The organism is Clostridioides sp. ZZV15-6388, assembly GCF_020657755.1.
Classification (GTDB): Bacteria; Bacillota; Clostridia; order Peptostreptococcales; family Peptostreptococcaceae; genus Clostridioides.
Genome location: NZ_JAGWCU010000009.1, coordinates 23,962 through 37,217, shown reverse-complemented (window position 1 = coordinate 37,217; position 13,256 = coordinate 23,962). Strand labels below are relative to the sequence as shown.

Genomic DNA, 13,256 nt, shown 5'->3' with positions numbered 1-13,256 from the left:
GTATATTTATTTTATACATTGATATTATCATGATAAAAGTGACAACAGCGTGTCACAATTTATAAAATAAATTATATTATAAAATCTTCATCTTCTAACTCTTCATAGACCCCTTTTTGATATCCATTACCTTTAGTTGAAAAGAAATCATGTGTTTTAGTTTCAGTACTAAGTCCATTTAACACAATTGGATTGATAGCATTTACAGTATAAAGTCTTTCAAATCCTAAATTTTCTAAAGCTCTATTTGCATTGTATTTCAAAAAATCTACAACCTCTTCTTCAAGTCCACTATCTTTATATATTACATTTGTATACTCTATCTCATTTTCCATAAGAATATCAAGTATAGAATACATCTTATCTTCTAATTTTTTCTTATCAGCATTGTCAAATGAATTGTATATTTCTTGCGCAAGAAGTCCTATATATTTACCATGTAAAGACTCATCTCTAAGAATAAGTGATATTATTTCTCCACTAGCAACCATTTTTCCTTGACCAGACAGATACAATGGATAAAAGAATCCTGAATAAAACAAGAAACTCTCCAAAAACACACTTGTAACCATTGATAAATATAAATTCTTTTGGTTTGTAGTATTTTCATATTGAGCTAAAACTAAATCAGCCTTTCGTTGTAATGTTGGTTCTGTTTCTATCCATTCAAATAAATCATCTATCTCGGAGTTAGAAAGCAAAGTCATAAATATAGAAGAATAACTTTTTGCATGTATTTCTTCCATAGTACCCATAAAAGATAAAACTGCTTTTCTTTGAAGATTATCTGTTAAACTCATCATCGATGGAATCCCATTATTCCCTTGCTTTGTATCCAGTAATGTCAGTCCACCTAATACTTTTTTATATAAATCTTTTTCATTATCATCTAATTCATTCCATACCTTAATATCTTTAGAAACAGATATTTCTTCAGGAAGCCAAAATTGTTTTACATTTTGTTCCCAAAAAGCCTGTGTGAATCCATCTTCTTCTTTATTCCAATTAACTGCATCATGTGTTTTATGTAATTTAAATGTCATATATTTCTCTCCCTATACTGAACATACTAGACACTCATGAGTGTCTCTTGTCATCTTTGTTCTTGTGTAATATAAACTTTTCAGACCTTTTTTATATGCATATATGTAATGTCTAGCTATATCTCTAGTTGTCTTTTCATCTGTAACAAACAATGTTGTTGATATTCCCTGGTCAACATGTTGTTGAACTGTTGATACTAAATCTATAACTTTCCTCATATCCATTCTATATGCTGACTGATAATACAACATATTTTCATTAGTTAAAAATGGCATTGGATATATCGTAGTTGAATCTCCATATGTTCTTACTTCTACTGGCTCAGTAATTGGCATTATACTTGATGTTGCATTTTGAACATAACTAATACTTTGAGTTGGTGCTACTGCCATTAAATATGCATTATATATACCTTTTTCTTTGACCTCATCCAATAATTTTGTCCAGTCTTCTTTTGTTGGTATATAAATACCTTCAAATAATGCTTTTACCTTTTCTAACTTAGGTAGATAAGATTGTTCATAGTATTTTGATAATACCTTGCTTTTTCTTCCCTTAGCATACGCTGATTTTTCAAACCCTTCAAAAGTTTGATTTTTTTCTATAGCTATTTTCATAGATGCTTTAATTGAATAATATCTAATCATTGCAAAAAATACATTAGAAAATTCTACAGCATCCTCTGAAGTATATAAAATATTTTCTCTTACTAAGTATCCATGTAAATTCATAGCTCCCAATCCTATAGAATGAGATTTGCTATTGCTATTATTTACAGTCGGTACTGGCTTTATGTCTGTTTTATCTGCTACAAATGTCAATGCTCTTATCGATGTCTCAACTGTGCTTTCTATAGTTTTATTGTCCATAACATTTGCTATATTTAAAGAACCAAGATTACAACTTATATCTTGACCCCATTTATTTTCTCCACCATAGCCTTCTATTTCTGAAGATGTTTGGTATTGGAATATTTCACAACACAAGTTAGACATTTTTACCATACCAACCTCTTTCAATGTATGTTCCCTATTGGCTGTATCTATGTACACTACATATGGATATCCACTTTCTTGTTGCATTTGTGCTATTTTAGTCAACATTTGTCTAGGATTTATTTCTTTTTTTCTTATATCTTCATCATTAACTAACCTATCATACCACTCACTCATTTCTATCTCATCAAGGTAAACTCCATACTTTTTATACACAGTATGAGGATAGAATGCATAGGCTACTTCATTTTTTTCTGCTAACTCCATAAATTTATCAGGTATAATAGCTCCCAGCGATAATGTAGCAAGTCTTATTTTTTCATCAGCATTTATCTTTTTAGTATCCATCAATAATTCAAAATCAGGATGAAATACTGTGAGATAAACTGCACCAGAACCTTGCCTAGCTCCCATCTGATTAAAATAGCTGAATGATTGTTCCAACATTTTAGCTACTCCAACAACACCTCCAGCTGCACCTTCTATATCTTTAATAGATTCACCTGATGCTCTAAGCTTAGATAAGTTTAGTGCAACTCCTCCACCTATTTTTGATAAATGATTTGATGAAGATATAGCATATGAAATACCTTCTGTGCTATCTTCTACAGATAGTAAAAAACATGATACCATTTCTCCTGCTCTTTTTCTTCCAGCATTTAAAAATGTAGGTGTAGCTGGTTGAAATTCTTGTTTTACTATTTTGTCTGCCAAGTTTAAAGCTAGACTCTCATCACCATTTCCTAATGTTAAAGCTACAATTAATACTTTTTCATTATACGTTTCTAATATTTCTTTTCCATCATTACTTTTTAATGCATAATTTTGATAAAATTTATTTGCACTCATATATGACTGAAACTTAAATTTATGTTCCTCAATAAGTTTGTATATATTTTTGATAAAATCCATGCTGTATTTATGTATTACTTCTTCTAAATAATAACCTTCCTCAATTAAATACTTCAATCTTTCTTCTAGATTGTTAAATTTCTTTAACTTTGGATTTATAAATTCTTCTATGTAACTACTTAGGGCTTCCTTATCCTTTTCCAGTTGATATTTCCCTTGTTCATTTTTAATTATCACTTGATTGTTAAGCTCTATCCAATTCATTATTTACCGTCCTTTTAACATAATCTTGTGCTATAATTTCATTTAATTTACTTATTATTTCTTTTAATATTTATCAGTTCAAATTCCAAAAACAACCTCTAATTATAGGGCATAATAAGTATTTTCCAAAAACAAAAGCACTACATATAGTTAGTGCTTTATCTATTATATACTACATATAGTATATACACAAATTTTTTTATATCTAAACTTTTATTATTATATCATTGATATTATTTTTATTTAAAGAAGTTAAAATCATAGTTATTATCTTCCTTTCTTTACTTTATTCTCTAAATAAAACCATAAAAATATTTACTCAATGTTTATATGTTACTAGAAATAATAAATCTTCAATAATATATTTAATATTTTATATATTATTTAGAAGTTTTTTGCGCATTGTTATATAATTACATATATGACTATTTTTCTACTAAATATATAAAAATAAATTAGTGAAGGTGATTTTAATGAAAACTGTTTCTAAACAAGAATTAGAAAAAATACTTGATAAACATTATTTGTGGCTTAAAAATAATAATGATGGAGAAAAGGCAGATTTAAAAGAAGTAAGATTAGAAAATATGGATTTAAGAGGATATTGTTTAAGTAATATTGACTTTTCATGGTCTGACCTAATCAATTTAAATTTAGAAAAGGCAGATTTAGAAAACTCTAGCTTTAAGAATTCTTATTTTTCAGATTGTTCATTAAAAAATTCTATATTAAAAAATGCAGACCTAGGCGGTGCCAATTTTAGATTTTGTGATTTATCTAACTCAGATATTAGAGGAACTAATTTAGAAAATTCTAATTTGGAATATGCTACATTGGATGGAGTAGTATCAGATGAAAGTACTCGTTTTTTTAAATTGTACTGTCCTGAAACAGGTGCATTTGTAGCTTATAAAAAATGTTTTAATTTTAGAATGGTACAATTATTGATACCAAGTGATGCAAAAAGAGTATCTGCTACATCAAATGCTTGTAGATGTGACAAAGCAAAAGTACTGTCAATTACAAGCATCGATGGTAAAGAATCTTTTAAAAGTGCTCGTGCATATGCTGATGAAAATTTTATATATCGAGTAGGAGAAATGGTGGTAGCTGAAGATTTTCATGAAAATAGATGGAAAGAATCAACTACAGGAATTCACTTTTTTCTAACTAGAGATGAGGCTATTGGTTATCTATAAAGTATTATTTTTTTATTTAAGTGTGTAGTTGAAAATACATAGTAAAAAAATGTATCACTAAATAAACAATTTCTAAAAAAGAGTATCTAGAGATTTTAAAAATGCACTTTAAAAATCTACTTACGATACTCTTTTATATATTTTATCATTCCTAAATATGCCATAAATTATAATTTACAGTAAATTATTTTTATCAATACTATCCACTATTTTAGAAACTTTATCTACATATTCTATATTATCACTCAAATGCTTATAATACTTATTACTCTCACTTTTAGTTCTAAATGAATAAACTTTTTTGTCCAATTTTAAAGCCTCTTTTATAATGTCTATATTTCTTTTATTTGTTTCTCCTACGCTAAATCCTGTGTCTATTATAATCTTAGAATTATTTAAATTTCTAATGGCCAAATCGAAACTTTCATCACTTATTGACTCAAATGGCTTTTCTGTAAACAACTTTATGCCCATAGTCCTACCAATTTCATAATCAACATCATTTTCATGTATTATGCCAGAATATATACCTATACCTCTTTTAGTAAAAGCTCTGTAGATTGGTGTTGCTTTGCCACCTCCACCAATTATAAAAACTTCATTTTTTGATTTATTGCTAATTTCTACTGCACCTAACAAACTGTTAAAATTTTTATCCTCTAATTCATAAAGTGAATTTATCATATTTTCATCTACCATATCTTCTGGCTGACCATACGCTATAACCTTGTTGTTTTTCACAAGAACAACCTTATCACAACTTTTTAGCGCTATATCTATTTCATGTAATGAAAGTATTACTGATATTGATTTTTCCTTACTTAGTTTTTTTAGTATATTCATAAGTTCTAATCTATGCTTTATATCCAAATGAGTTGTAGGTTCATCTAATATTATTATTTCTGGCTCTTGAACTAATGCTCTTGCAACCAATACCTTTTGTTTTTCACCATCACTAAGTTCATCAAAATATCTTTTTTTTAAATGAAGTGCATTTACAGATTCTAATGAATCATCTACCATTATTAAATCTTTTTTAGATAGATTTCCAAAAAATCCTGTATAAGGGTATCTTCCCATATTAACTACATCTTGTACAGTCATTAAATCTCCTAATAATCTATTTGTAAGTACTAAAGCCATCTTTTTAGATAATGTCTTTCTGGAGATATGATTTATATCTGCATCATTTAAATATATTTCACCTCTTATTGGTGTTATGAGTTTAGATAGAGACCTTAATATAGTAGTTTTACCAGCACCATTACTTCCCAAAAGACATAATATTTCTCCATTTTTTACCTCTATGTTTATGTCACTTACAACTACTTTTTTATCATATCCAACACTTAAATTATTAGTTCTCAACATGTCTAAGCCCTATCCTTCCTTTTCATCAATAACATTATTACAATTGGAGCACCTAATAATGAAGTTATTGCACTTATTGGTAGTTCTATTGGCGACAAAATTACTCTGGATACTAAATCACAAAGAGCTGTAACTATACTTCCTAAAAGAATTACTACTGGTATCAATACTCTATTGTCTGATGTTCTAAATATCAATTTTGCTATTTGTGGTACTGCAAGACCAATAAATCCTATAGGACCTGCAAATGCTGATACTATTGCTGCTAGTATACTAGATATAAATACTACCAAAAATCTAAAAAATTTTATATTTACACCAATACTCTTTGCATACTCTTCCCCTAGTAAAAAAGCATTTAGAGGTTTTATTATGAATATAGTCATCAAAAGACCTAATATGCTGACTAACATAAGTATTTCTACTTTTTCCCATGTAAATCCTGAGAAACTTCCCATAGACCACATAGTAAATTCTTTTAATTTTTCATTATTTGCAAATGATTGTAATATATTTGTTATTCCACTACATACATATCCAGTCATAATTCCTATAACCAAAAGCGTTGTTATATTTTTTACTTTGCTGGCAAATAGAATAACTATAGACATTACAATTAAAGCTCCTACAAAGGCTGCTATAAATATACTCATTGAATTTATACTTTCAAACCCTAATGTATATCCGCCTAAAATCATCAGTGCTACTGATAAAGTGGCACCTGAAGACACACCTAAGATATATGGTTCAACTATTGGGTTTTTGAAAAATATCTGTAGTAAAATACCAGATACTGCTAAGCAAGCACCTCCTACCATAGTTGCAAGAACTCTAGGAATCCTTATATTATAGATTATTTTATAGTGTTCTGTACTATCTATTCCTCTTAATACAACATCTATTATTTCTTTAAATTCGATTTTTACAGAACCAAATGCTACACATATCAAAAAAGTAAGTATTATGCCTACAATTAAGGTTATAAATATAGTAGTATTTTTAATTCTGCTTTTATTGATAAAGTCCATCTATATACTCCTCTTATTAAAAACTACATTAACTCAAATTTATAAAGTTTACTTGTTAATTTAATCTTATCTATTACTTATCATAATTTACATAATGCTTAATTTTTTCACCAGTAGTACCTGGGTGAAACATTTCAACCAAATCTACTATTAATTCATCTGTCCTATCCACCGATTGATAATAATCTGGAGCAAACACCCATAAATTCCCTTTTTTCACAACATCTAAATCAGATAACACTGGTGCACTAGATTTTATAGACTCTAAATTTGGTGCATAATCTGAACTTGATGAGTACACAAATATATCTGCATCTTTTGCCACTTCGTGCAATTGCTCAATACTTACTCTCCCTTCATTTGAATCTATTGAGGCACAAGCATTTATTCCACCTGCCATGTTTATCATATTATCTACATATGAATTTTTAGGTGCTATATAAGCATTACCTTCATATACAGACGCCCATACAACTTTAGGTTTACTTTTATTTTTTATTTTTTTACTAATTTCTTCTATTTTTTGTACTGTTTTATCTAATTCACTAGTAGCTATATCCTCTTTATCATAAAATGCAGCTATTAAGCTTGTCCACTCCATTCTTCCAAATGGATTTTGTTCTTTATATTCATTATCTACAACATAGTTAAGTGCCAATTCTTCTAACTTATCTATAAATTTTGTATCTGCTTCTGATAAACCACTACTTACTATAGTCAAGTCAGGATTTAAGTCTACTATTTTTTCATAGTCTGGTGCTAAATTTGAACCAACATAATGTATCTTTCCATCTTTCATTAAATTTTTAATTTCTTTGATAGTCCAATATTGTTCTTCTGTTGTTACTGCTTTTATACTATCTAACTCACCTATCGTCCTTAAAGAGCAAGCTTGTGTTGTAGATGCTATCAATACATTATCCACAGGTGTTCTAACTATATTTGCATTCTTGTATTTTTCAGGTATTTTTATCTTTTTAGGAATCAAAATTAGTTCTCTATTATCTCCATCAACAACCTTTTTAATTCCATCTTCTAAATTCTCAACACTAAACCCACTTGCATATTTTAATTCTAGTTTTTCACCACTATTAACTTGTTCATTGTTGTTATCTTTTTTGCTACAACCTACAATACCTCCTACGAAAAAAACTACCATTACAATTAAGAAAAACTGCTTTAAAACATTTGATTTAAATTTCATTACTTTCACTCCATTATTTTATTTTTTATGAGTGGCTACATATACTTTAAAAAGACATTTTACTAAAATTAATTTTATAAATATAACTTTTTAGTAAAATAAAAAACTTCTCCTAAATTAGCAAGGAGAAGCTTCTATATCAATTTTATAAAAAATGAATTGATATCTCATTTTATTATAAACTACAATCTCCACCCTAAATTGTATTTATGTAATACTGGGCAGGTCTCCTGACTCACGGCTTTTCCTCCATCAACCTTCCCAAAATTACTATGAATCTCAGTGGATTTGATTTTGTATCCGTATACAGTAGCGGGGGCTGTAGTGAATTTACATCACTTTCCCTATTAAACTAAAATAGTACCCTAGTATTATTTATATTTAATTTTTCATTAAGATAATTGTAGTTTATTGTTAATTACTTTGCAAGGTTGATTTAATATATCCACTCAAAAAGAGGGCTTAAAATGACTATAAAAATCAATTTAAAACCCTCTTTATCTTCCTAGTTTATATTTAATTCATCCATCAAATCTTTAATTTTACATACTTGATTTTCATTTGGCTTTATAAATGGAGCAGTTACATAATCACTTATTTCTAATCCTCTAATATTCATAGCTTTCTTCATTGCTGGTATAAATGGATTTGTTATTGAATAAAAATCCATTGCTTTATTAATATATTTTTGAATTTCAATAACTTTGTCCATATCTTTATTATTATAAGCTTCAGCCCATTTAGAACATACTTCTGGAATTAGATTTGATAATCCTCCTATACATCCTGCTCCTCCAGACATTAAGTTGTGTATAAAATTTTCATCATATCCACTATATATCTTAAAATTTGGGAACTCTGTTTTCATAGTATTTATTAAATCTCTAGTATGTCCCATTAAAGTTACTGTATCTTTATATCCAACTATGTTTTTATGCTTTCTTGCAAGCTTTAATGTAAGTTCTGGACTTAAATCATAACCAGTTCTATCTGGATAATTATATAGGTATATTTCTGCATCTGTGTTTTCAGCTATCTTACTGTAAAAAAGTTCAATACTATTATCATCAAGTGAGAAATAATAAGGACTTATTATCATAACTCCATCTGCTCCACTATTATGTGCATAATTTGAAAGTTCTATAGACTCATCTGCACACATACGACTTGTACCTATAAACACTTTAACTCTCTTATCGACATGATTAACTACTAAATCTATAAGTTCTTTTTGCATATCCATAGACATATTGAAGAACTCTCCAGTACTTCCCATTATAACTAGACCATCTACTCCCCCATCTATAAGGTAATCATATACTTTTTTGTTTCCTTCTCTATCTAAATTTCCGTCTTCATCAAATATTGTAACAACTGGTGTCAAAAATTCTGCTTTCATAATTTAAACTCCTAAAATTTATTTTGATATGTTCATTTAATATGTTTATAGCCTATGTTTTAAAATTATATATAATAAAACATTTACTTAACATAATTTTTCAATATTCCAATACTTTCAATCTCACATTCAATTACATCTCCACTATTCATATATCGAGGAGGAGAAAAGCCCATCCCTACTCCAGAAGGTGTTCCAGTAGCTATAATATCTCCTGCCTCTAAAGTCATCCCTTTTGAAAGTTCTGAAATTATATCTGAGATATCTGATATGAATAGCTCTGTATTAGAATTTTGTCTTTCTTCATTATTTACTCTACTATATACATTAAGTTTTACTGGAAAAGAAATTGCACTTTTATGTAAGATACATGGCCCTAAAGATGTAAATGTATCTAATCCCTTTCCCCTAAACCATTGAACATGTTCTTTTTGCAACTTTCTAGCAGAAATATCATTTATCACAGTGTAACCAAAGATATAATCTTCTACATCTTCTTTTTCTATATTAACACCTGTTTTACCTATTACTACTCCAAGTTCAACCTCATAATCCAACTGATTATTTATATCAAAATGAGCATCTATCTCGTCTTCTGGACCTATTGCCTTTGTCACACGTTTTGTAAAATATACTGTTTTCTCAGGTTCTTCAAAGCTACTATCAAAATGAGTTTGAGTTTCCTCAAGATGTTTTTTATAGTTTACTCCTACACATAAAATGTCATGTATTGGCTTTTCTATAGGAACATGTATAGTACATTTTTCTCTTTTAAAAACATTATAGTCATTAAATGATTCTTCACTTATAATATTTTTTAACTTAATAATATCATCCTGAGATACGCTTTGAATTAAATCATTTACATCTATAAAAAATTTACTAAGACTTATGGAATTGACATCGATAATAAACAATTCATCCTTTGATAGAATTCCTACCTTTTTAGATGTATCTTCAATACTACTAAAACTAACAAACTTCATACTATCACCCTTTAGTAAAATTCTAAATTCATATCTTTTTAAGTCCTATATTTTATACATAATTACACACTCTAGCTATTGCCATTTCAGTATATCCCAGTGATTCTGCTTTTGATTGCTTACCATTTGCTACATCTACAACTAGATTTAATAAATCATCTGTCAATTCTTCCATTGTCTGTGGTCCATATATAACTGGACTAGCATCAAAATCCATATTATCTTCCATATTTGCAAAAGTTATTTTATTTCCAGTTATTTTTATTACTGGAGCTATTGGATTTCCTGATGGAGTCCCTCTCCCTGTACTAAATACTACGACTTGAGCTCCTCCGGCAACCATACCTGCAACAGATGAAGCATCATTTCCTGGTGTATCCATTATTACAAGACCCTTCTTATCAATTTGCTTTGCATAATCATATACTTCACTTATTACTCTGTGCCCACCTTTGTGTATACAGCCTAGTGATTTTTCTTCCAAGCTTGTAAGCCCACCAGCTATATTTCCAGGAGATGGATTTCCTTCTCTAACTTCTTCTCCAACTAATTTTAATGAATTTTCATATCTATGTACTATATGTAGTATTTTTTCTTTTACCTCTTCATTTACTGCTCTTCTAGCTAATATATGTTCTGCTCCTATAAATTCAGTAGTTTCACTTAAAATTGAAGTAGACCCTAAATCAACAAGTCTATCACTTAATTCTCCTATTAGCGGATTAGCAGCTAGCCCACTTGTTGGGTCAGACCCTCCACATTCAGTCCCTAATATAAGTTCAGATATTGGAAATTCTTCTTTTCTAAGTAAAGAAGCTTCTTGTGCCATTTCTCTAGCATAACGAACAGCTTTTTCTATAGTTTTCAAAGTTCCATGCTCTTCTTGTATTACAAGAGTCTTTATTGGTTTATTTGTTCTCTCTTTTATTGCATCAACTACCAAGTCATTTTGACAATTTTCACAACCTAAAGATACAACTATCACACCATATACATTAGGATTTGCTGCATATCCAGCCATAACATCCATAGTTAATTGTTGGTCTGAACTTACTTGAGAACATCCATTTTGATTATTAAAAGTAACAGCCCCTTGAACTTGTGAGGCTATAATTCTCGTTGTATCTGATGCACACACACTTGTAGGTAATATTAATATGTGATTTCTTATACCAACTCTTCCATCTGGTCTTTTATATCCATAAAATTTCATATTGATTTCCTCCTAAAATAGTCTCTTTATCATACTTTATGTGATTTTCTTGTACTATAAATTTTATTTTTATTGCTAATTAGCTAACTAAAATCCTTCTTATTCAATCATTCAACACAAAATACTTTAATCATTTAATACTAAATACTACTTTGCTTGAATTATAAATGTTACTTTATATGTTCGATACAATTTGTTTATCTAAATCTTCCCTAACACTTTTAACATTGTGAATATGTACATGTTGACCAATTTTTATTTCTTGATTAGCTTCTCCGATGTGTTCTCCATATTTAGTAACTTTATCTCCCTCAGCCATATCCTTTATAGCCAATTTATGATAAATAGTTATATCATCTAAAGCTGTTATTGTCTTTATTGTTTTATCTTTTAATTTAAAATTAATTTCACTATTCTTAGATATTGCCTCAATAGCTACTGCAACATTATCTTTTTCATCAATTATCACTGCATTTATCATTATCTTTGTTCTCCTTTATAAATAATATAATTTTATTAATATACAAAATCATCTTAGTAATTATATATCTGTATTCATCAGGCTACTATTGTCCCATCATCTTTTTGTTTTGGGAATTTAGGACATCCATGCTTCTTGGCCCACCAGCTAGTTATAAGAGGAACTAATATCGCAGTAACAACTACTGCAGCTGCTACTTGAGTTGTAGCTGTTGCAACATATGGCTGCCATGTTGGGTCAACTAATGCAACAGCAGCAGGAACAGCAATTGCATTCCCTGCAGTTGTGGCTACAGCCCATCCTGCATACCCTGGACGTTTCCCTATAAATCTATCACAGAATACTATAAATATACCTCCTACAAACACAGATATTAATCCAAGCAATACTCCAGATAGACCTCCTTTTAATATACTTGCAAGATTTATACTACTTCCAAGTGCAAATCCTACAAAAGGTACTAATAAATTACATCCTGGTTCTAAAAATTCTTTCATCTTTTTGTCAAAATTACCTATTATCATACCAATAAGTATTGGCACAATTGCAGCCAATAATGACATCAATGGAACATTTGCAAGTCCTGAAGTTTCAAGAGCTATCAATGTAAAAAATGGCCCATCGTTCAAAGTAAGTAAACTCATAGTTGCACAATCTGTTTCATCTCCATATGAAGTCATTAATGAGAGATATATACTACCATTACTATTTGTAACTGCACTTATAACTGCCAAAGTTGTAAGACCTAATACTCCATCCATTCCAAATAATTTTCCTATAAGGATACCTATTAAAGCACCTATAGCAAATTTAGAGCCAAGAAGTATGCCTCCTCTTTTTAATACTTTTGGCATTTCTTTAAATTGAAGCTGAGTTCCAAGACATACTAGTTGAACCCCTATTATCGTTGCAGAGCCAACACTTGAGAATACTGCTGTTGTAAATGAACCTATTTGTACAATATCTGGGCAAAATGTATTAATGAAAGCTGCTATAAACATTGGAACTATCATCATACCTGCAGGAATTTTTTTAATAAAATCCATTATCATAAAGTTACTCCTCCTAAAACATGATATTTAATTACTCTTATTAAATTTTTTAGCTTTAATTTTAACGGCCGTTTCGGTTCGTATTTAAGAACTAAGTTTTTATTTACGAATCTTTGAATTAATGATAGCATTTTCCTAATTATGAGTCAATAAAAAAAATAAATTTTT

The 13,256-nt window shown here is 29.0% G+C and carries 11 protein-coding genes and 1 riboswitch; of the genes, 1 reads left to right on the top strand and 10 read right to left on the bottom strand.

Annotated features, from left to right (window positions below; genetic code table 11):
- Positions 1-71 precede the first annotated feature (71 nt).
- A complete protein-coding gene (nrdF, locus tag KGF48_RS07960) occupies positions 72-1,043 on the bottom strand; it encodes a class 1b ribonucleoside-diphosphate reductase subunit beta (protein ID WP_227829592.1) in 972 nt (323 codons plus the stop codon).
- A gap of 12 nt (positions 1,044-1,055) precedes the next feature.
- Entirely contained in the window at positions 1,056-3,155 is a 2,100-nt protein-coding gene (nrdE, locus tag KGF48_RS07955) for a class 1b ribonucleoside-diphosphate reductase subunit alpha (protein ID WP_227841417.1), read from the bottom strand.
- 473 nt (positions 3,156-3,628) lie between these two features.
- Here nrdE and KGF48_RS07950 point away from each other — a divergent pair, with 473 nt between their 5' ends.
- On the top strand, positions 3,629-4,354 hold the full coding sequence (locus KGF48_RS07950) for a pentapeptide repeat-containing protein (protein ID WP_227839834.1): 726 nt from the start codon (positions 3,629-3,631) through the stop codon (positions 4,352-4,354).
- A 174-nt stretch (positions 4,355-4,528) separates the two neighbouring features.
- Here KGF48_RS07950 and KGF48_RS07945 read toward each other — a convergent pair whose 3' ends face one another.
- From KGF48_RS07945 to KGF48_RS07910, 8 genes are all read right to left on the bottom strand, one after another.
- Positions 4,529-5,725 carry an ABC transporter ATP-binding protein gene (locus KGF48_RS07945; protein ID WP_227839833.1) on the bottom strand — a complete coding sequence of 399 codons (1,197 nt, stop codon included), beginning with the start codon at positions 5,723-5,725 and terminating at the stop codon, positions 4,529-4,531.
- Between the two features lie 2 nt (positions 5,726-5,727).
- On the bottom strand, positions 5,728-6,753 hold the full coding sequence (locus KGF48_RS07940) for an iron ABC transporter permease (RefSeq protein ID WP_227839832.1): 1,026 nt from the start codon (positions 6,751-6,753) through the stop codon (positions 5,728-5,730).
- Positions 6,754-6,826: 73 nt separating this feature from the next.
- On the bottom strand, positions 6,827-7,957 hold the full coding sequence (locus KGF48_RS07935; RefSeq protein WP_227867901.1) for an ABC transporter substrate-binding protein: 1,131 nt from the start codon (positions 7,955-7,957) through the stop codon (positions 6,827-6,829).
- A gap of 202 nt (positions 7,958-8,159) precedes the next feature.
- A riboswitch (cobalamin riboswitch) is annotated at positions 8,160-8,340 on the bottom strand.
- A 122-nt stretch (positions 8,341-8,462) separates the two neighbouring features.
- Positions 8,463-9,356: a dihydrodipicolinate synthase family protein gene (locus tag KGF48_RS07930; RefSeq protein WP_227867900.1), complete on the bottom strand. Its 894-nt coding sequence runs from the start codon at positions 9,354-9,356 to the stop codon at positions 8,463-8,465.
- A gap of 83 nt (positions 9,357-9,439) precedes the next feature.
- Positions 9,440-10,342 carry a fumarylacetoacetate hydrolase family protein gene (locus tag KGF48_RS07925; protein WP_227839829.1) on the bottom strand — a complete coding sequence of 301 codons (903 nt, stop codon included), beginning with the start codon at positions 10,340-10,342 and terminating at the stop codon, positions 9,440-9,442.
- Between the two features lie 52 nt (positions 10,343-10,394).
- Entirely contained in the window at positions 10,395-11,555 is a 1,161-nt protein-coding gene (locus KGF48_RS07920; protein ID WP_227829600.1) for a UxaA family hydrolase, read from the bottom strand.
- 175 nt (positions 11,556-11,730) lie between these two features.
- Positions 11,731-12,036, bottom strand: a complete 306-nt coding sequence (locus KGF48_RS07915; protein ID WP_227433922.1) for a UxaA family hydrolase — start codon at positions 12,034-12,036, stop codon at positions 11,731-11,733.
- A 77-nt stretch (positions 12,037-12,113) separates the two neighbouring features.
- A complete protein-coding gene (locus KGF48_RS07910; protein ID WP_227867899.1) occupies positions 12,114-13,088 on the bottom strand; it encodes a 2-keto-3-deoxygluconate permease in 975 nt (324 codons plus the stop codon).
- Positions 13,089-13,256 lie beyond the last annotated feature (168 nt).